Genomic DNA, 20,718 nt, shown 5'->3' with positions numbered 1-20,718 from the left:
GTTATATAATCCATTTCATTGTAATTTTAACAATACTTTAAATAGATCATATAAACTACCACTATAGTTAATAACTATGATTTTTAGTTGTCTGTAGCAGGCAAAAAATCTCACACTGAAAGGCATAAACTATGTATAAAATCTTAGCTGTTGATGATGAACCATTTAATCTTGATCTGATAGAGCTTGCTTTTTCAGAGATAGAAGATATAATAGTAGAAACTGCAATTGATGGTAAAGATGCTCTAGATAAAATCTATTCAAAATCTCCAAAGTATTACAATACTGTCCTTCTTGACCTCTCAATGCCAATTAAAAATGGGTTTGATGTTTTAAAAGAGCTTAAAAACAATGATACATATAAGTTTTTACCAGTAATTGTTGTTACTGCAAATAATGAAGAGAAACATAATGCTTTAAGGCTTGGCGCCAATGATTTTCTTTCTAAGCCTGTAGATATAGAAGAGTTAAAAAGCAGAACACTTAACTACTGTAAATTATCACAATTTCAATATCAATTAGATGATATAAACCAGGTTTTGGAAGATAAAGTAAAAGAGAGAACTTTAAAACTTCAAAAAGCCCTTGAAGTAGCAAAAGAGACTGAATATGAAATATCTGAAAGACTTGGCAAAGCATCGGAGTTTAGAGATTTAGAAACAGGTATGCATATTAAAAGAATGAGTCATTATTCAGCAAAATTGGCTGAACTCGCAGGACTTCCAAAAGATGAAGTAGAAATTATTTTACATGCATCTCCTTTGCATGATATAGGCAAAGTTGGAATTCCTGATAATATTCTATTAAAGCCTGGACGCTTTGAGCAAAAAGAGTTTGAAATAATGAAAATGCACACAACAATTGGAGGGAAAATATTAGAAGGTGCAGAGAAGTACCCGGTTATAAATGCTGGTAAAATCATAGCTCTTCAACATCATGAAAAGATAGATGGAACAGGGTATCCTAATGGATTAAAAGGAGATGAAATTCATATTTATGCTAAGATAGTCGCAATAGCTGATGTATTTGATGCATTGACATCAAAACGTGTATATAAACCTGCATTAGATCTTGATGTTGCTATAGGAATAATGAAAGATGGTGCTGGCACACACTTTGATAGTACTCTATTAGAGCTATTTTTTAATAATATAAATGAATTTCTAAAAATAAGAGATATATTTAAAGATGAAAGTAGTGAAACACCATCTATTTTAAACTTAATTGAAGAAGGAAGAATATGAAAAAAATCCTTGTGGCAGAGGATGATGAATTAAACCGTATGGTAATTAAAGAGATGCTTGCTCTCATTGTACCAAATGTAAATATTGAAATTGTAGATAATGGCTTGGAAGCATACTTAAAATTAAAAGAGAATAGTTACGATTTGATTTTAACAGATATAGATATGCCAAAATTAGATGGAAGAGAACTGCTTAAAAAAGTAAAAGGAGAACTACACTTAAACATACCTATAATCTGTGTAACCGCATTTGCTGTTACTGGCGACAAAGAGAGACTTCTATTAGAAGGATTTGATGATTACCTGTCAAAACCAATAGATATGAATAAGCTGGGAGAAGTCATAAGAAAATTTTTGGGAGAAAATATTGATTGAGATAAAAAATTATAATAGTGTAGAAGAGATAAAAATAGAAATTGAAAAAGAAGCTAATTATATCATTTTCATAACTGAAGATTATATTTTAAACTTAGAAGATATAAGAAAAAAATTTAAAAATAGAAATTTTTATGGAGTCATTGTTCCTCATATTATAATAAATAAGAGTATATTTTATTCATCTATTGCTGTAGTAAAATTAAAAAAAGAAAAGAGTCTATTTAAACTATTGAATATGAAAGAGATCTCTGATGATGATAAAAAGTTTTTAGAAAATATAAATAGTAAATCAATCCTTCTATTTGTAGATGGGCTATCTAGATATTTTGAAAAATTAGTAAACAATTTAAATAACTCACTAAATAAAAGAGTAAAAGTCATAGGCGCAGGACTTGGCTATAAAGATTTTTCCCATAAATTTACAATATTTGATAAAGATGGCACTTATAAAGATCACTCTTTAATTATAGGAATAGATCAAAATATACGAATGGGTTTTTCACATGGGTGGAAACCAATATATGGTCCATTAGTAGTAACAAAATCAAAAGAGAATATTTTATATGAATTAAATGGAGAACCAGCCTTTGAGATATATAAGAAAGTTTTATATGAGATTGACGAGCAGATTATAACAAAAGAGAATTTTTTTGAAATAGCAAAAAATTATCCTTTTGCTATGCTCTCTTTTTCTAATGAAGATTTAATAGTCAGAGATCCTGTTAAAGCAAATGATGATGGTTCTATTCAAATTGTAAGTTCTATTAATGAGATGGAAAGTTTATATATTATGAAAGGAAAGAGAGAAGAACTTATTGAAAGCTCTTGTATTTTTGCTAAGGAGTTATTTTCTAATAAGATAGAGGGGATTGGATTGATCTTTGATTGCATATCAAGACTTATATTTTTAGGTAATGAATTTAAAAAAGAGATAGAAACCATTTATGAATGTGGAGAAAAAGAAGATTTAAAACTATTTGGAATTTCCAGTATTGGTGAAATAACAAACTCAAAATTTAATGATATAAAGATTTTTAATAAAACAACTTTAATGGGGATAATAGATGACAACTAGCGAAACTATAGAAATCTATTATAACTTTACAATTGAAGAGTTAAAAAAGAGATCTGAAATTGAAAAGTTTATAACATCATTGGGAAACATGATATCTGAAACTCTTTTTGAAAAATATGTTTCACATATAGATAGTTTAAATGAACTGTTCAAAAAAAATAGTTTTAGTATTAAAGCAGAGCTTTCTGACTATATTATTGAGATATTTACCTGCGATATAAAAATAGAGTTTATTGAAGTAAATCAAAACTTTGCAAATAAATTGATAAGATATGGCTTTTCTCCAAATGAATATATAGCAATAATGAATTTTGTAAAAGAGATAATAGTTGATCTTACTTTTGTTAATGAAAATATAAAAAAATATTTAGTTTTAATATTGAAAAATATAAATTTTGCAGAGCATCTTGCCTGCCAATATATGGTTAGTACAATTTCAAAAAAGCAAGAAGAGTCTAAGATAATAAAAACTTTTGATAAGTTATATCTATCACTTAATTATCATAAAAAAAGTTTCTTTACTATAAAAAAATTATTGAATAGTAGAGACTTGAATTTAATACAAGATATTGAACTTAATCCCCAAAATTGTATTGTCGGGGAAATAATAAAAGAGCTTCAAAATGACAATGATATTATTGAAAGATTAAAAATAGATAGTTTAAAAGCTGATAAACTCCATACTTTATGGCATAAAAAAGCTAAAGAATTTATTGATGCTGTTCAAAAAAATGATAAAAAAAGAATGGAAAATATTTTTGAAGATATTGAGAAAATATCTTTAGAAATTGATGATATATTTAACAAACCATTAAATTCACTCTCTACAACATCTTTTCTTGCAGTCTCATCAGGCATAAAGTTTCTACACAATGTTTTGGAATTTTTGCAAAAGATCAGGTTTGATATAAAGCTAACACAAAAAGAAAACTTTTACAGAGAGATAAAAGATTTACTAATTAAATCTATGAATTGGTCTATTGAAAATATAGAAGTTTCTACCACTTCATTGGATGAAAAATCTTTTTCTATTGTTAAAATGTATAGAGTAGACAATAAAGAGATCTACTTTGGAGTAAATTTAAAAAATATTCCAAATAAACTTTATATTATGGAAACTATCAAGTTTCTTCTTGATGCCATTGAAGTTCATATAAAAATGATTGAGAGAGAAAAAGCTCTCATCTTGATGGCAGAAAAAGCAGATCGTGCAAACAAAGCAAAAGATATGTTTTTGGCAAACATGAGCCATGAACTTAGAACTCCACTAAATGCAATTATAGGTTTTTCACAAATACTTGTTTCAAATCCAAATATACCAGATAACCTTAAAGCATATATAGAAAAAATTTCAATAGCTGGAAATAATTTGCTAAGTTTAGTCAATACAATATTGGATTTTGCAAAAATAGAAGCAGGCAAATTTAATTTTATGCCTGAATTTGTAAATGTTGAAGAGCTTTTAAGAGAAGTTATAACAATTATAGAACCATTATGTAAAAATAAATCTATACAATTTAAATATCCAAAACATATATCACTATCCTTATATTTAGACAAGCAGTTAATTAGTCAAGTATTAATAAATCTTTTAAGCAATGCAGTTAAATTTACACCTGATAATGGCAAAATTACATTAAATATTAAATATGATAAAAAGTCGCAAGAATATCTTTTTAGTGTTTGCGATACTGGTATAGGGATAAAAAAAGAGGATCAAGAAAAAATATTTGAACCATTTGTTCAGTCAGAAAATGTTTTTCAAAAGAGTGTTAAAGGTACAGGATTAGGACTGGCTCTTTCTAAAAAAATTATTGAAGAGTTGCATGAAGGAAGAATATGGCTAGAGAGTGAAGAAGGGAACGGAAGTTGCTTTTATTTTACTATTCCAATAAAAATTTCTCAAAATAAAAAAGAGTTTATAAAAAATAGCTCAAATATAAAAAATGCTTTAAAGCTTTTAATAGTTGAGGATTCAGATGAATATAAAAATATTTTAGTAGATAAACTAAAAAAGAGATATGACATAACTGTTGCAAACTCAGTTAATTTGGCAAAAAATCTACTATTAGCAAATAAGTATGACTTTGTCATATTAGATTTTTTCCTAGTTGACGGTATTGGAACTGAAGTATTAGATTTTATGGAAGAAGAGAAAATAGAGGTGCCTACTGTGATTATTTCTGCTGAAGAAGATAGGTTTATAATTGACTCTATAGAGAATAAAATTAGGAATATTGAGGCCATTTTTAATAAAAACGATATAGAAACAATTTTATCATTTATAGGAGAATAACTTTTACTATGCCAAATAAAATTTTAAATTATGTACAATCTTTTCCTCCAATACCAGATACAATTCTAAGTTTAGAAAAAGCTATAAATGAAGAGAAACCAAATAGATATATTGCCGATATAATAAAAAAAGATCCTATGCTGCAAGCAAATATATTAAAAACTGTAAATGCACCATATTTTGGTTTAAGATCAAAGATTAACTCAGTAGAACAAGCTATTGCGATTTTAGGATTAACTATTATAAAGGGAATTGTTTTAACAGCTATTATAAAAAAGTTTTTTACAGAAGATATTTACCCCTACCCTTTTTCAATCTCTAAAATTTCAGAAATATCTTTAAAAAGAATAAAGTTAGCAGAAAAAGTTTTTGATGAAAAAGTTTTTAATAATATTAAACAATCAATTTGTTTTTTAGAGTTGGGAAAGATCGTGTTTTCTCCCTATATAAAAAAATATATGAAAAATAAATTTTTGTTAGAGATAGAAAATAGAAATATTGAAGATATTGAAAAAGATTTGACAGGATATACAAGTTATGAATTAGTAGCAGAATTATTTAAAAAATGGAATTTTCCTGATGAAATTTATGAGCCTATAAAATTTTGTTACTTTCCAGAACAGTGTAAAAATTATGCGCAAGAAAGTAAATATTTAAATATTTTAATAACCATAATACCAATACATAACCAACAAAACACTGATCAAATTTTAAAAATTGAAAATGAACTTGGTATTAAGATAAAAGATATAGGGCATTTAATATGAATGAACAAAATATACATTTATTAGAGCAATACAGGAAAGCTTTAGATGAGACTGCAATAGTTTCAAAAACAGATAAACATGGAATAATAACTTTTGTAAATGATAAGTTTTGTAAAATAAGTGGTTATAGCGAAGAAGAGTTAATAGGAAAACCACACAATATTGTAAGACATCCAGATACTCCAAAATCTCTTTTTAAAGAGTTATGGAAAACAATACTTGCAAAAAAAACGTTCAAAGGTATAATTAAAAATAGAAAGAAGGATGGTTCTTACTATTATGTTGACTCTACAATAATTCCTATAATGAATGAAAACGGTGAAATTATAGAGTTTATAGCTGTTAGATATGATGTTACTGAACTTATTGACAAAAGACAGGAGGCAATAGCAGCAAATAGAGCAAAAGAGGTATTTCTATCACGGATAAGCCATGAACTTAGAACGCCTCTAAATGCAATTATAGGGTTTTCTCAAATATTGGAAAATAAAGATGATATTCCTGAATATGCAAAAAGTTTTCTAAATAAAATTAAAACTTCAGGAAAACATCTATTAGCTTTAATAAATGAAATGATCGATTTTTCAAAAATATCATCTGGAAATATAAAATATACTCCGCATCACTTTAAAGTAAATGGTTTTCTAAATGATATAAAAGAAAAAATATATCCTATTGCAAAAGAAAAAAGTATAGATCTTATAATACCTAATATTGAAGAAGATACAATCATTGGAGATCACAATTTACTAAAAGTAGCAATAACATCTTTGCTTATAAATGCAATTAAATTATCACCAAATAATCATAATATATATTTATCTTTTATTAAAGAACATAATAAAGGTGTTTTCACTATAGATTATTTTGGTAACAAAATAGATGAAGATGAAGCTAAAATATTATCTAAACAGGTAGATGATATATATTATAATAATACGCAAAATCCAATGGCATTGAATTTGGAATTAAGTATAGCTAAAAAAGTAATTGACCTTCATAATGGAAAACTTTCTATAATTAGTAAAGATAAAAAAAATAGTTTTATTATTTCTATACCACTTAAAGATAAGTTATAAAAAGTCGATATTAATTTAGAAGCCAATAAAAAGGATTGACAATGGCAGATTTGGGAGCATTAAGTTCATTGGGTATTGGGAGTGGAACATTAACGTACGATATTATTGATAAATTAAAAAATGCTGATATTGAAACGCAGATTACTCCAATAGACAATAAGATAAGTGAAATCAAAGAGAAAGAGAGTAATCTTACTACTATTACAACTCTAACTTCTACTCTAAAAACAGCAGTTGTTGATTTGGCAGATAGTTCATTTTTTGAAAAAAGAAAAGTTTCAGTCAGTGGTAAAGATGTTACAGTCAAAGCAAATGATGGTGTTGCTGTACAAGATATAAATTTAAAAGTTACTCAATTAGCTCAAACAGAAATAGAACAATCCAAAGGCTTTGCTACAGAAACATCATCTGTTGTTGACAAAGATACCACTATGACAATATCAATAGATGGAACTGCATATGATATAAATGTTAAAGCAGGTACAACACTAGAAGAGTTAAGAGATCAAATAAATGAATCAACTGATGGTAATGTTGTCGCCTCTATATTAAATACAGGTGGGGACAACCCTTACTCTCTAATTTTAAAATCAAGTAATACTGGAGCCGATCAAGCAATTGATATATCTTATGATGATGGAGATCCTGCTACTACTAATGATGATTTTTTAAGTTTTACAACTGTTCAAAATGCACAAGATGCACTATTTGAATTTAATGGTGTAAATGTTACAAGAGCAACAAATACAGTTGATGATCTTGTGATAGGTGTAACATTTGAACTAACAGGTACAAGTGGAGAAGATAACAGAATCTCAATAGAAAGAGATGTTGAAGGAATAGCAGATATGGTATCTGAATTTGTATCTGCTTATAACAGTTGGAATTCAAACTTAACAGAAGCAACGAAGTTTGATCCAGATGGTGGAACTTCAGGTATTTTTCAAGGAGATTCAACTATTAGAAGGTTGCTAAGTGATGTAAAATATGCTCTTTTCAATTCAGAAATTGATGGTAAAGGAGCAGGAACATATGGCATAACGGTAAATGAAGATGGAATCTTATCTTTTGATAGAACAGTGTTTATTGATGAGCTTAATAGCGATCCAGAAAAAGCTGTAGAGGTTTTTACCAGCGATATAGGTGGTGTTTTTAGCAGTCTTAATGATACTTTAAAAAATGCTACAGATATGTCAACTGGATATTTAGGAATTTATGAAGAACAGTTAAAAAGAGAAGAGGATCATCTCTCAGAGGAGAGAGAAAGAAGTTTAGAGATGCTAAATAAAAGATATGACATTATGGCAATGCAATTTGCAGCATATGATGAAATGATAAGCAATATGAACACCTCTTACCAGTCTTTACAAATGGCTATAGATGCACAATTATCATCTAAATAATCTAAATAAACTTTTTAAAATAGGGAGCATATTGCTTCCTACTCTCTTCTATTTTCTATTTTTTCTTTAAAACTCACATTATGTAATCTTTAAACTGTAAACATTTTTTTTATTGGGTCGATTTACTTAACAGAGCAAGGATGCTCTTTCAATGATAAATTAAGGAGGAAATCATGGGTTTTCGAATCAATACAAACGTAGCGGCTCTCAATGCTCACGCAAATGGAGTAGCAAATAACCGCGCACTCAATACATCGTTAGAACGATTGAGTTCTGGTCTTCGCATCAACAAAGCTGCAGACGATGCATCAGGAATGGCTATTGCTGACTCATTAAGATCTCAAGCAAATGCTTTGGGACAGGCTATTAAAAATGCAAATGATGGTATTGCCATTATCCAAACAGCTGATAAAGCTATGGATGAACAGGTAAAAATTCTAGATACCATTAAAACCAAAGCTACTCAAGCAGCTCAGGATGGTCAAACTGAAGAGACCAGAAAAGCTCTACAACAAGATATTGTTAGATTGATGGAAGAGCTTGACAATATTGCAGGCACTACATCATTTAACGGTCAACAGTTGCTTTCTGGACAATATACAAACAAAGAGTTCCAAATAGGTGCTTACTCTAATACTACTGTTAAAGCATCAATTGGTGCTACAAGCTCTGATAAAATTGGTAATACCAGATTTGAAACAGGTTCATTAATTTCAGCAGATGCTGAAGTTACACTTACCTTTGTGGCTGTTGATGGTGGTCATGATGTTAAGATTGAAAGTGTTGTAATCAGTAATAGTGCTGGTACGGGTATGGGTGTTTTAGCTGAAGCTATTAATAAAAACTCAGATAAAACTGGTGTTAGAGCTTCTTGGTCAGTACAATCAACTGGTGTCTCTGCCGTTGCATCTGGTACTCTTAGTGATTTAACAATCAATGGTGTCTCAATTGGAACAATTGAGGTTGATGCAAATGATAAAAACGGTGCATTAGTGAATGCTATTAATTTATTAAAAGATAAAACTGGTGTTGAAGCATCAATTGATGAGCGTGGATACCTTAATCTAACCAGTGTTGATGGTCGTGGTATTGTTGTTTCTGCAGCATCAGGTCTATCTGCAGTAGGATTTGGAACTGACCAAACTGAAGTTAACTATGGACGATTAACTTTAGTACGACTTGATGCACGAGATATTGTTGTTAGTGGTGGAACTAATGTTGGATTTGATGGTACTGAGACCGAAGAGACAGTAAATTTACGTTCTATCAAAGGTGGTTTCACATCTTCACAAGCAGATGCAATGGGCTTTGTAGCTAATGATAATGTAGCTTATCAAGTTTCAGGTGGTGTTAATGCCGGTGTTACTACTCTAAAAGGTGCTATGGCTGTTATGAATATAGCTGAATCTGCTCAAAAACTTCTTGATAAAATCAGAAGTGATCTTGGTTCTGTTCAAAATCAGCTTGTTTCAACTGTTAACAATATATCTGTTACTCAAGTTAATGTTAAAGCTGCAGAGAGTCAAATTAGAGATGTTGACTTTGCAGAAGAGAGTGCAAACTTCAACAAACATAACCTTCTAGCACAATCTGGAAGTTATGCTATGAGCCAGGCTAATGCTGTTCAGCAAAATGTTATGAGATTGCTACAGTAAATCTTATTTATATTTATATGCAAATGGAGCTTTTATGCTTCATTTGCATAAATTAAAAAAGTATTTCTAAAAAGTTTATTTTTTATTTTAAATTATATAAATATAAAATTAATGATTTTTTAGATATGCTTTTTTAAAGCTATAAAAGGAAGATCCGCAAAATGATATTTAAAAAAAATATAGATGCTATAATGCAAGTCAATCCTGTTTTAGCTGCACAGTTAATGACAATTAGAACAAATGAAAGATTTGAAGTTTTTATAGATGAGAAAGATGCTGCAAATATAAATATTTACGATAAATCACTTGAAGTTCCTATATATAAAAATATCCCTCTTGATGAAATTAATAAATCTTTTAAAAAATTTGAAGAGCAATATATACGTTATCCTGTTATTTTTATATACGGAATTGGCAATGGAGTTTGGCTTAAAATGATACTTGGAATGCAAAATATTAAAAAGTGTTATATTTTTGAGCCAAATTTAGAATTAATTTATATTGCTTTAAATTTATTTGATTTTAGTACTGATATCTATGAAAAAAGGTTATCAATCTATTGGGAGCAACTTGTAGATCAAGCAGAATTATTTTCACTTTGTAGCAACTCTGAAGTTAAAGTATTTTTAAAAACTTATGAGATGCAAATTCCTGCTGATTACTACTCTACCTACTATGGAGATAGAATAAAAGAACTTAACAAACAAATAATAAAACAGATAAAACACGTTGTAACTGGCGAAGGAAATGATGCGAGAGATTCACTAATAGGAGTAGATCACCATTTGGCAAATATGCCTAAAATGGTAAGATCTTATACTCTTCAAAGCCTTGCTGAGCAAAAAAATAGTGATTTTGCTGTAATAGTTTCAACTGGACCAAGTTTAGCAAAACAACTCCCTCTTTTAAAAGAGTACAAAGATTTTATAACTATTTTATGTGTGGATGCAAGTCTACCAATATTACAAAAAGAGGGAATAGCTCCAGATATAGTATTTTCACTTGAAAGAGTGGAAGCAACTGCAAGATTTTATGAAAATCTTGATAAAGAACTCTTAAAAGATACTATTTTTGTTCCTACATCTATTGTCCATCCTAAATTATTGGAAAATCTTGAAGGTATGAAACAAGTTATTTCAATGCGTCCATTCGGATATACCAGAATGTACTATCTTTCTCAATGGGGATACATTGGTATTGGAATGAGTGCTGCAAATATGGCCTTTGATTTTGCCATTTTAACAGGTTATAAAAATATAGCATTTATAGGTCAAGACTTAGCTTTTGGAGAAGATGGCAAAACTCATTCAAAAGGTTCAATTTTTGGAGAGAAAGAAGAACAATATGAAGCTACTCATAAAATTAAAGGTTATTATGGTGGTGAAGTATATACAACAATGATATGGCAACAGTTTCTTCACTATTTTGTACGAAATATGCCGCATGCTTTAAACAAAAAAGGGCTAAATGTATACAATTGTACAGAAGGTGGTGCATATATTGATGGAGCTAAACATATACCATTTAAAGATTTTTTAAAGCAAGTAAACAAATCTGATAAAAAAGATCGGATAGAACTTAAAAAAGTATCTTCAAATAGAGCAGAACACTATATGAGAAGAATAAAAAAACTTCTTTGTATCTATCTTGAGAGACTAAAAACAATGAAAAAAAGAACTGAAGAGACTTTTTTAGAAGTTATGCATACAATAGAAGAACTTGAAAGTTTAAACCGTGATAAAGAGCTTGAAAAGATAGATTTTGATAAACTGTCAGATGTAATAGATAAGATAGATATAATAAAAGAGATGTTTGAAAGAGATAAAGCTATTCTAAAATTTGCTAATATCACCAATCCTATAATCGTTAATGCCGAATTAGAACTTGCAAAAATTATGGTAAGTCGTTCCGATAAAGATATTGAAAAAAAAGTTAAAATGATAGATTGGATATATGAACATAAATCATGGCTCTTCTTTCTTGCAGGAGCATTGGAAAATATAATCTTCATTTTAGATAAACACTACAATACTACATATAGTGAAGTAAAATAATTAAACTTGCAGGATATATAGATGAAGATAGAATCAAAACAAGAGCTGGATTTATTAGTTTCTGCACTTATTCAAAATCAAAATATTGAAGATAAAGAGCAAATTTTTAATCTTTTAAGAGAAAAAGTATTAGAAATTTTAATTTCAAAAGGTGACATTATTCCACCCTTTTATCTTAACCTTTATTTTATTTTTAAAGACTTGAAAGTAAATACTCATCCCAAATATTCTGAACATATAAAATTTTTTAAAAATTATTACCCTAATGCCTCACTTGAAGAGAAATTCATAATAAATAATTTTTTATTTGGATTAGAGATTCTGAATGGAAACTTTAGTGCCGTAAAAGAATATATAAAAAGAAGCTTTCTTTTTAATACACACAAATTAACAGTTGATAAAGAAGGAAATTCTATTAGAGACTTTCTTAAAAATGAGATAGATGAAAAAATAGCAATTGAAACTTTCAAAGAGATGATAGAACCAGACTATTTTTTTGCACTACAAAGCGATGAGAGAAGATCAATATTTACAAACAGTTTAGCAATACTTTGGAATAATCCAACAATGTATAATAACAAAATATGGCTGGATACTTTTGATAGTTTGGTAGACCTATTAAATAAAACAATTGAAAAAAATTTAATAGAAGAACAAATGTATATACATTTTTTTACTTATCATATCTATGGAAATAATATTCAAACATTAGATGACTGGAGAATATTTAATGAAACAGTAGAGCAACCGGCAAGCTTATTCTATAAAAAATTTTATGAAAATAATAATCTTAAAAAAGCTAAAACAACTATTTCTAAAAATAAAAAAAGAATTGGTTTTTTAATAGATCGAATAATTTTAACATCACCATTTATGGTTTTATACTCGTTATTCAAAGCACTTATGAAAAATGATAGTTTTAAAAATGAATATGAAATTTATTTATACTCAATGAATTATCTTGATAAGCAATCTGATAATAAAAAATTAATTAATAGATTTTTAGAATTAGATGTAAAGTTTTTTTCTCCTCAAAATATTTTTGCAGCTTATGGTTTTTACTATTCACACCTTGAAAAGGCAATTATTCTTAGAGAAAAAATAATAGAAGATAAAATAGACTATCTAATAGGTGGCGGTGGATATGATATTTCTATTTTTCTTTTTGCAACAAGAACTGCTCCAAAACAGTTCTTTTGGTCACATGGAAATTGTGTCAGTGAATTTGAAGGTGTTGATGAAAGAATTTCTCATTTTGATCAAGAGTGCAAAAAGTGGAATTGGAAAATATTTGGTGTACCTATTGCTGAAGAATTTTTAGTAGGAACAAATGATGAAAAGGAAGAAGGATTAAAAATAAAAAATAGATATTTAGAATTATTTGGAAAAGATACTATTATTCTTGGAACCATAGGAAGACTTGTAAAAATTGATAGTGAAGAATATTTAAAAACTATTGCACAAATTATGAATCAAAATCAAAATATAATCTATTTAGCTTGTGGAAGTGGAAATATAGAGAATATTAAAAATAAGATAAAAAAATATGGTATAGATAAAGATAGATTTATATTTACAGGTATGGTAAACCCACATATTTATGGATGGGTTATTGATATATGGCCAGATACTTTTCCGTTAGGACAAGGAATAAGTAAAGAAGAGTTTTTAGCAAAAGGGAAACCTATTGTGTACCATAGAAAAAGAGAAGATTTTAAAAATGTTCACATACAGCCTTTTTTAGCTGAAACAGATGATGAATATATTCAAATAATAAACAAACTAATAGAAGATCAAAAATTTAAAGAAGAAATCATATCTATTGAAAAATATTTATGGTTCGAAAAAGATAAAAAAATAAAAGATAATTTTGTAAGTATTTTAAATTAATACAATGTTATGAAAGTACTACTATTAGCTGAAGGCTTTGGTGCAAGACTAAGTGAAGAGATAGATATACGCCCAAAGCCAATGGTAGAGATATATTCTCACTATGGCTTTAATGAGTTTGTAATTCTTCTTGGCTATAAAGGGTATTATATAAAAGAGTATTTTGCAAACTATTTTCTTCATAAGAGTGATGTAACTATAAATATTGCCACTGATAAAAGGGAAGTTTTAAACAACTCAAATTAACTTTAGAAAGTATGGTAATGCAAGAACTATTTGGCGGAATTTATAAAAATAGAACAGTAGTAGTAACAGGACATACAGGATTTAAAGGTTCTTGGTTAGTTTACTGGTTAAAACAGATGGGTGCTAATGTTATAGGTTATTCATTAGAAGCACCAACAAACCCAAACCATTTTGATCTACTAAATTTAGATATTGTCTCAATTATAGGTGATATTCGAGATCAAGAAAAACTAGATAAAGTTTTTAATGAGTATAAGCCTGAAATAGTTTTTCATTTAGCTGCTCAACCTTTGGTCAGACTCTCTTATGAAGATCCCATTGAGACATATGAAACAAATGTCATAGGTACACTGAAAGTTTTTGAAGCTTGCAGAAAAGCAAATGTAAAAGCTATTGTAAATATTACAAGCGATAAGTGCTATGAAAATAGAGAGTGGGTATGGGGTTATAGAGAGAATGATCCAATGGGTGGTTACGATCCATACAGTTCATCAAAAGGTTGTGCAGAACTTTTAACTTCAAGTTACAGAAACTCTTACTTTAACCTAAATGATTATGGCAAAAAACATCACACCTTACTTGCAAGTTGTAGAGCAGGTAATGTAATAGGTGGTGGTGACTGGGCAAAAGATAGATTAATTACTGACATAATGGTAGCAGTCAGTAAAAATGAAAAGGTCAAAATTAGAAATCCACAAGCAACTAGACCATGGCAACATGTTCTTGAGCCATTAAGTGGTTACTTACAAATTGGACAAAAACTCTTAGAAGGTAAAAAAGAGTTTGCTGAAGGTTGGAACTTCGGACCATCAGATGAAGGGGCAATTACTGTTGAAGAGGTTGTCAAGCATATAAAGCAATACTGGGAAAAGATCGATTACGAACTAAATAGCAATGAAGATCATCCACACGAAGCAAATCTTCTAAAATTAGACTGCTCAAAAGCACATATTAAGCTAAAGTGGAAAGATGTTTGGGATAGTCAAAAAACATTTGAGATTACAACTAACTGGTATAAAGCATTTTATGAACAAAAAAGACTATTAACAAAAGAGAATTTAGATAACTATATTAAAGATGCAAAAGCAAAAAAGTTAGAGTGGACTAAAATATGAATATTGTAAATACACCAATAGATGGATTAAGAATTTTAGAGCCTAAAATTTTTAAAGATCTACGAGGTAGATTTGTCAAAACATTTAATAATGATTTTTTTAAAGAACATAAAATAGAGATCGAAATTAAAGAGAGTTACTACTCTATCTCCCATAAAGATGTAATAAGAGGTATGCATTTTCAAATACCTCCATATGATCATATAAAACTGGTTTATGTTCCATTTGGAAAAATTGTTGATGTTGTTTTAGATATAAGAAAAGGTTCACCAACTTATAAGAAGTTTTTTAAGATTGAACTCTCTGCTGATAATGGTAAAGTTTTAATTATTCCAAAAGGCTTGGCTCACGGATTTAAATCTTTGCAAAATAATACAAACGTAACATATATGCAAACAACTTGTTACTCTCCAGAAGCAGACAAGGGTATAAGATTTGATTCATTTGGATTTGATTGGGAGTGTGATAATCCAAAAGTCTCTGATAGAGATCTTTCTTTTAAAACATTAGATGAGTTTGACTCCCCTTTTGTTTTTGGAGATAATCAATGAAAATTTTAGTTACAGGTGCTACTGGATTTATAGGACAAAATCTTGTAAAAAGTCTAGTAGAAAATCAAGATGTTTATGCAATTGTAAGAGAAAATAGTGAACTTTCTAAAATAGATAGTAGAGTAAATATCTTCAGATATAATGGAAATATTAATACTCTTATAGAGTTTTTTCAAAAAGAGAAGTTTGATGGCATTATTCATTTAGCATCCCTTTTTTTAGCTTCACATAAACCACAAGATATTCCATCTCTTATTGACTCAAACGTCAAGTTTGGTACAGAACTTTTGGAGTGTGCTAAACTGTCTAATGTCAAGTGGTTTATCAATACAGGGACTTTTTGGCAAAACTATCAAGATGAAGATTATAACCCTGTCAATCTTTACGCTGCAACCAAAGAGGCTTTTGAAAAAATAGCAAAGTACTATACTGAGACTTCAAATATAATCTTCACAACAATAAAACTTAACGATACATTTGGTCCTAATGATACAAGAAATAAAATTTTTAACCTTTGGCAAAAGATTTCAAAGTCTGGTGAAACGCTTGATATGTCAAAAGGTGAACAGATTATTGATATTAGCTACATTGAAGATGTAGTTAGTGCTTATGAGATATTAATTAATCATTTAAACTCAAGCTCTGCAAATGAGTTTAAAAATAAAACCTTTGCAGTTAGATCAAATGAACGAGTAAATCTAAAGCAATTAGCAACAATTTTTGAAGAGGCTACAGGATATAAATTAAATATAAACTGGGGTGCAAGAGAGTATCGTGAACGAGAAGTAATGCACCCTTGGAGTAATGGAGTTTTAATTCCAGGATGGAAACCTAAATACTCTCTAAAAGAGGCTATAAAAAATACAATTTTTGGAGATAAATAGTGACAAAACAAGAACAACTGAAACAAGAGATTTTACAAAAGACTAAAGAGTATTATGAACTTGTACATAAACCACAGCAATCACAAGAGTTTCAAGAAGGAAAAAGCCGAGTAAACTATGCAGGTAGAGTATTTGATGAAAATGAGATGATGAATCTTGTTGACTCTTCTTTAGATTTTTGGCTTACCTATGGAAAATACTCTAAAGAGTTTGAAAAAAGATTAGCTCAATTTCTAGGTGTTAGATGGGCATTTTTAGTCAATTCAGGAAGTAGTGCAAACCTTTTAGCCTTTTATGCTTTAACTTCACCTTTACTTGGAAGCAGACGTGTAAAAAGAGGTGATGAAGTTATAACCGTAGCGGCAGGCTTTCCTACCACAGTAGCTCCAATTGTTCAGTATGGTGCAGTACCTGTCTTTGTAGATATGGAGCTAAAACATTTTAATATTGATACCACTCAGTTAGAAAAAGCTGTAAGCTCAAAAACAAAAGCTGTAATGATAGCTCATACTTTGGGGAATCCTTTTAACATAAAAGCTGTAAAAGAGTTTTGTGACAAACATAACCTTTGGCTTATAGAAGATAATTGTGATGCTCTTGGGTCAACCTATGAAGGAAAACTTACAGGAACTTGGGGAGATATAGGAACAAGTAGCTTTTATCCGCCACACCATATGACAATGGGAGAAGGTGGTGCCGTTTATACTGATAATCCTCTTCTTAAAAAGATACTTCTTTCAATGAGAGATTGGGGAAGAGATTGTTGGTGTGAAAGTGGTGTAGATAATACTTGCGGACACCGTTTTACACAACAGTTTGGCTCTCTTCCTAAAGGGTATGATCATAAATATGTCTATAGCCACTTCGGTTTTAATCTTAAGCCCACTGATATGCAAGCAGCTGTCGGCGTAGCTCAACTTGAGAAATTTCCACAATTTGTTCAAAAGAGAAAAGAGAACTTTCAAAAGCTTTATGATGGATTAAAAGATATTGAAGAGTTTATTCTATTAGAACCACAACCAAACAGTGATCCTAGTTGGTTTGGATTTATGATTACTCTGAAAGATGGAGTTAAGTTTAGTAGAAATGAACTTGCTGAATATCTTGAAAACAATAATATTCAAACAAGAAATCTCTTTGCTGGAAATATGCTAAGACATCCAATGTTTGAGAGTCTAGAAAAAGATAAAGATTATAGAGTTATAGGTAACTTACCAAATACAGATAAAATTATGAATGACAGCTTTTGGGTTGGGGTTTATCCTGGTATGAGTAGTGAGGCGATTGATTATATGGTCACAAAAATTAGAGAGTTTATTAATGAAAAGCATTGATATTTTAATTCCTACATATAATAGAGGATATTTGCTAAATAGTGTAGTTGAAAATATCTTACAACAAAACTATAATAATATGAAAATTATTATCTCAGATAATTGTTCTACCGACAATACTCAAAAGATTGGGTCAATATTGAGTTCAAAATATAATAATGTATATTATTTTAGAAATACTCAAAATTTAGGTATTTATGGAAATTATAATTATGCATTAGAACACTACTGTAAGTCTGAATATGTATTAATATTATCTGATGATGATTTTTTTATAGATTTTAATTATATTAAAAAATCAATGGAGTATATTGAAAAAGAAAATTTAGTTTGGATTGGTGCTGGATATAATATAGTAAATACTTTTACAAATAAAATAAAGTCTTTTTATAGAGATTCAAATTTTTTGGGTACTGGTAAAGAATTTTTAAAAATACATAAATTTGGACTAGATAACTTTAGCTGGTTTACAATAATTTTTAATAGAACTGAGGCTTTAAAAGTAAAGTTTGATACAAAATTACGTAATGCTGACTATTTGACTATATTTAATATAGCTTTTAACAAAAAAATTATGATATTAAATGATATTGTTGGAGTGTATACTTTAAATAATTTTCAATCAAATCATAATGTTAATGAAAAACATGTTTTTGATGGTTATAAGCTCTATATAGAGCTTAAAAATAACTATAAAGAGAAATATTGCGATGAAATATTCATAAAAAATGTAAAAAGTTATATTTGTTCATGTTTTAAATTTTTAATGGATAAAGATGCAGTATTTAATTTAATTAATTTTAATGATGAATATTGGATAGATCATTTTAAAAACTTAAATAATGGACTGTTTTATCCTTTTTTTGATAACGAAACAGATAAAAGATACTCTATATACAAAACAAATAAAACTTTATTTAAAAAAAGTAGGCTAAAAGAAATGGAAAAAAATTGGAATGAAATAAGAAATGAATATATTAAAGAATATATAAAGGTATTTGATGAAACAAATAATTGAGTTTATCTCTTATAAAATTATTCCTATTATAACTTTAGATATTTATGCTCCAAATGTTTCTTTATGGAATATGAATTTTTTAAATTGGTACTATTTAAAAAAATATATGAAAAAAGCTTCTAAAAAATATATAAATGGAATATGTTTAGATATTGGTAGCGGTAATTCCCCTTATAAAAGATATATAAAAGTAGATAAATATATAAGTGTTGATAAAAAAGAGACTCAGGCAGTAGCATATAAACAAAATGAACATCAAATAGAAGCTGATATAAAAAAGTTACCATTTGACAATAATTATGCCGATACAGTTTTGTTAAATCAAGTTTTAGAACATATTGATGATTATGAACAAGCATTAAGTGAAGTCCATAGAGTTTTAAAAAAAGATGGAACTTTTGTTATTTCAGTGCCTTTTATATATCATATACATTCAGAACCAAATGATTACTTTAGATTTTCTGAATATGGTTTAAAGTACATTTTAGAAAAACACAATTTTAGAATTATGGAATTTCACTATCTAGGATATATTGGTACTACTCTTGTATCTATATGGAATAGCTTTTTATGGCAAATATGGAATAAAAACATACAACTAAAATTCTTAAGAAATACTGTTTTTTTAATTCCACTATTATTATTATTTTTTTTAAATAATATTTTAGGTTTAATCTTAGATCTATTTCAACACAAAAAGTTTTGTCCAAATTATTTAGTCATAGCGAGAAAAATATGAATAATTATGATGAAGTTCAACAAAATTATAAAAAATGGCACAATATAGAAAATAAAGAAAACTATGAAAAAATAAAAAAAAGTTTTTTACAAAACCATTTACAGCAAGGTATTACAAGAGTTCAAATAGAGCCTACTAATAGATGTAACTTCAACTGCATTATGTGTCCTATTGATGAAATAGAACCTACAAAAAGAAAAGATTTAACTTTTGATGAATTTAGACTTATTTTATCAAAACTACCTAAAAGTGTAAAAAATATTTGTTTATCAGGATTAGGAGAACCTTTTTTAAATAAAAACTATATTGAAATGGTAAAATTTGCAAAAGAACAAGGGTTTTATGTAGAAGTTTATAATAATAGTTCTCTTTTTAATAAGGATATTTTAAAATATGCTGATGAAGTCAATTTTTCTGTAGATGCTATAGATCAAAAGACATTAACAGAGATACGAAAAGGGGTTAAACCAGATAAACTATTTGATACTATCATTGAAGCTATAAACAATAAGCTAAAATGCAAAATAAATATTAATTTTACTGTAAATTACAAAAATTATAAAGATATTAAAAATATCTATCAGTTCTGTCAAATATCTGGAGTAGATCATTTGAGTATTCAGGCAACAAGCAATAACTATTTTCCAAAAACAGAAAAATATATAGAATTTAAAAAATTTATTGAAAAAAACAAACTAATTGACTGGGAATTTATAGTAAAAAATTATGATAAAAAGTATAATTTTAGCTTGACTATTTGGTATCCAAGAAAATTAAAAGGATTTTGTGCTTGGGGATTTTCAAACATATATATTACTTCAAATTTAGATATAATCCAATGTTGTCATCAAGTTACAAATCCAATAATTTTTGGAAACTTAAAAAAAGAAGAATTTAATAATATATATAATTCAGAAAAAATGAAAAGTTTCAGGAGTAAGCATATATATGATGAAGATATATTTTTATGTAATAACTGTCCATATTAGAG

At 28.3% G+C, this 20,718-nt stretch carries 18 protein-coding genes; all 18 read left to right on the top strand.

Annotated elements, in window-relative coordinates:
• Positions 1–131: 131 nt before the first annotated feature.
• The 18 genes from BM227_RS00845 (at position 132) to BM227_RS00760 (ending at position 20,716) form a co-directional block, all read left to right on the top strand.
• Positions 132–1,244, top strand: a complete 1,113-nt coding sequence (locus tag BM227_RS00845) for a response regulator (protein ID WP_092910051.1) — start codon at positions 132–134, stop codon at positions 1,242–1,244.
• Entirely contained in the window at positions 1,241–1,618 is a 378-nt protein-coding gene (locus tag BM227_RS00840) for a response regulator (protein ID WP_092910048.1), read from the top strand. Before BM227_RS00845 ends, BM227_RS00840 begins: the two co-directional genes overlap by 4 nt.
• On the top strand, positions 1,611–2,696 hold the full coding sequence (locus BM227_RS00835; RefSeq protein WP_092910045.1) for an FIST signal transduction protein: 1,086 nt from the start codon (positions 1,611–1,613) through the stop codon (positions 2,694–2,696). Before BM227_RS00840 ends, BM227_RS00835 begins: the two co-directional genes overlap by 8 nt.
• Positions 2,686–4,992 carry an ATP-binding response regulator gene (locus tag BM227_RS00830; protein ID WP_092910042.1) on the top strand — a complete coding sequence of 769 codons (2,307 nt, stop codon included), beginning with the start codon at positions 2,686–2,688 and terminating at the stop codon, positions 4,990–4,992. The genes BM227_RS00835 and BM227_RS00830 overlap by 11 nt, the downstream gene beginning before the upstream one ends.
• 8 nt (positions 4,993–5,000) lie before the next feature.
• Positions 5,001–5,759 (top strand): HDOD domain-containing protein, encoded by a 759-nt coding sequence (locus BM227_RS00825; protein ID WP_092910039.1) that lies wholly within the window; start codon positions 5,001–5,003, stop codon positions 5,757–5,759.
• Positions 5,756–6,838 (top strand): PAS domain-containing sensor histidine kinase, encoded by a 1,083-nt coding sequence (locus BM227_RS00820; RefSeq protein ID WP_092910036.1) that lies wholly within the window; start codon positions 5,756–5,758, stop codon positions 6,836–6,838. The genes BM227_RS00825 and BM227_RS00820 overlap by 4 nt, the downstream gene beginning before the upstream one ends.
• A 41-nt stretch (positions 6,839–6,879) precedes the next feature.
• Positions 6,880–8,241, top strand: coding sequence for a flagellar filament capping protein FliD (gene fliD, locus BM227_RS00815; RefSeq protein WP_092910034.1), 1,362 nt, complete (start codon positions 6,880–6,882; stop codon positions 8,239–8,241).
• Positions 8,242–8,414: 173 nt separating this feature from the next.
• Complete coding sequence (locus BM227_RS00810; RefSeq protein ID WP_092910031.1) at positions 8,415–9,896, top strand: flagellin A; 1,482 nt, start codon at positions 8,415–8,417, stop codon at positions 9,894–9,896.
• Positions 9,897–10,057: 161 nt separating this feature from the next.
• Positions 10,058–11,950 (top strand): motility associated factor glycosyltransferase family protein, encoded by a 1,893-nt coding sequence (locus tag BM227_RS00805; RefSeq protein ID WP_092910028.1) that lies wholly within the window; start codon positions 10,058–10,060, stop codon positions 11,948–11,950.
• Between the two features lie 21 nt (positions 11,951–11,971).
• Positions 11,972–13,840, top strand: coding sequence for a hypothetical protein (locus BM227_RS00800; protein WP_092910025.1), 1,869 nt, complete (start codon positions 11,972–11,974; stop codon positions 13,838–13,840).
• Between the two features lie 9 nt (positions 13,841–13,849).
• Positions 13,850–14,086 (top strand): glycosyltransferase family protein, encoded by a 237-nt coding sequence (locus tag BM227_RS00795; protein ID WP_425431703.1) that lies wholly within the window; start codon positions 13,850–13,852, stop codon positions 14,084–14,086.
• A gap of 17 nt (positions 14,087–14,103) precedes the next feature.
• Entirely contained in the window at positions 14,104–15,201 is a 1,098-nt protein-coding gene (rfbG, locus tag BM227_RS00790; RefSeq protein ID WP_092910298.1) for a CDP-glucose 4,6-dehydratase, read from the top strand.
• Positions 15,198–15,752 carry a dTDP-4-dehydrorhamnose 3,5-epimerase family protein gene (locus BM227_RS00785; RefSeq protein WP_092910022.1) on the top strand — a complete coding sequence of 185 codons (555 nt, stop codon included), beginning with the start codon at positions 15,198–15,200 and terminating at the stop codon, positions 15,750–15,752. Before rfbG ends, BM227_RS00785 begins: the two co-directional genes overlap by 4 nt.
• Complete coding sequence (locus tag BM227_RS00780) at positions 15,749–16,636, top strand: NAD-dependent epimerase/dehydratase family protein (RefSeq protein ID WP_092910020.1); 888 nt, start codon at positions 15,749–15,751, stop codon at positions 16,634–16,636. Before BM227_RS00785 ends, BM227_RS00780 begins: the two co-directional genes overlap by 4 nt.
• Complete coding sequence (rfbH, locus tag BM227_RS00775) at positions 16,636–17,970, top strand: lipopolysaccharide biosynthesis protein RfbH (RefSeq protein WP_092910017.1); 1,335 nt, start codon at positions 16,636–16,638, stop codon at positions 17,968–17,970. Before BM227_RS00780 ends, rfbH begins: the two co-directional genes overlap by 1 nt.
• A complete protein-coding gene (locus tag BM227_RS00770; protein WP_092910014.1) occupies positions 17,957–18,988 on the top strand; it encodes a glycosyltransferase family 2 protein in 1,032 nt (343 codons plus the stop codon). The genes rfbH and BM227_RS00770 overlap by 14 nt, the downstream gene beginning before the upstream one ends.
• Complete coding sequence (locus BM227_RS00765; RefSeq protein ID WP_092910011.1) at positions 18,972–19,727, top strand: class I SAM-dependent methyltransferase; 756 nt, start codon at positions 18,972–18,974, stop codon at positions 19,725–19,727. Before BM227_RS00770 ends, BM227_RS00765 begins: the two co-directional genes overlap by 17 nt.
• Positions 19,724–20,716 carry a radical SAM protein gene (locus tag BM227_RS00760; RefSeq protein WP_092910008.1) on the top strand — a complete coding sequence of 331 codons (993 nt, stop codon included), beginning with the start codon at positions 19,724–19,726 and terminating at the stop codon, positions 20,714–20,716. Before BM227_RS00765 ends, BM227_RS00760 begins: the two co-directional genes overlap by 4 nt.
• Positions 20,717–20,718 lie beyond the last annotated feature (2 nt).

This window comes from Hydrogenimonas thermophila, assembly GCF_900115615.1.
GTDB classification, from domain to species: domain Bacteria; phylum Campylobacterota; class Campylobacteria; order Campylobacterales; family Hydrogenimonadaceae; genus Hydrogenimonas; species Hydrogenimonas thermophila.
The sequence above is the reverse complement of the archived record's forward strand: the minus strand, read 5'-3'. Positions and strand labels throughout refer to the sequence as shown.

Bases quoted from the DNA above. Each gene is read 5' to 3' on its own strand.
- BM227_RS00780 (WP_092910020.1), top strand. From the start codon at position 15,749: ATGAAAATTTTAGTTACAGGTGCTACTGGATTTATAGGACAAAATCTT.
- BM227_RS00840 (WP_092910048.1), top strand. From the start codon at position 1,241: ATGAAAAAAATCCTTGTGGCAGAGGATGATGAATTAAACCGTATGGTA.
- BM227_RS00830 (WP_092910042.1), top strand. From the start codon at position 2,686: ATGACAACTAGCGAAACTATAGAAATCTATTATAACTTTACAATTGAA.
- BM227_RS00770 (WP_092910014.1), top strand. From the start codon at position 17,957: ATGAAAAGCATTGATATTTTAATTCCTACATATAATAGAGGATATTTG.
- BM227_RS00825 (WP_092910039.1), top strand. From the start codon at position 5,001: ATGCCAAATAAAATTTTAAATTATGTACAATCTTTTCCTCCAATACCA.
- rfbG (WP_092910298.1), top strand. From the start codon at position 14,104: ATGCAAGAACTATTTGGCGGAATTTATAAAAATAGAACAGTAGTAGTA.
- BM227_RS00795 (WP_425431703.1), top strand. From the start codon at position 13,850: ATGAAAGTACTACTATTAGCTGAAGGCTTTGGTGCAAGACTAAGTGAA.
- BM227_RS00810 (WP_092910031.1), top strand. From the start codon at position 8,415: ATGGGTTTTCGAATCAATACAAACGTAGCGGCTCTCAATGCTCACGCA.
- BM227_RS00820 (WP_092910036.1), top strand. From the start codon at position 5,756: ATGAATGAACAAAATATACATTTATTAGAGCAATACAGGAAAGCTTTA.
- BM227_RS00760 (WP_092910008.1), top strand. From the start codon at position 19,724: ATGAATAATTATGATGAAGTTCAACAAAATTATAAAAAATGGCACAAT.
- BM227_RS00765 (WP_092910011.1), top strand. From the start codon at position 18,972: ATGAAACAAATAATTGAGTTTATCTCTTATAAAATTATTCCTATTATA.
- fliD (WP_092910034.1), top strand. From the start codon at position 6,880: ATGGCAGATTTGGGAGCATTAAGTTCATTGGGTATTGGGAGTGGAACA.
- BM227_RS00805 (WP_092910028.1), top strand. From the start codon at position 10,058: ATGATATTTAAAAAAAATATAGATGCTATAATGCAAGTCAATCCTGTT.
- BM227_RS00800 (WP_092910025.1), top strand. From the start codon at position 11,972: ATGAAGATAGAATCAAAACAAGAGCTGGATTTATTAGTTTCTGCACTT.
- BM227_RS00785 (WP_092910022.1), top strand. From the start codon at position 15,198: ATGAATATTGTAAATACACCAATAGATGGATTAAGAATTTTAGAGCCT.
- BM227_RS00845 (WP_092910051.1), top strand. From the start codon at position 132: ATGTATAAAATCTTAGCTGTTGATGATGAACCATTTAATCTTGATCTG.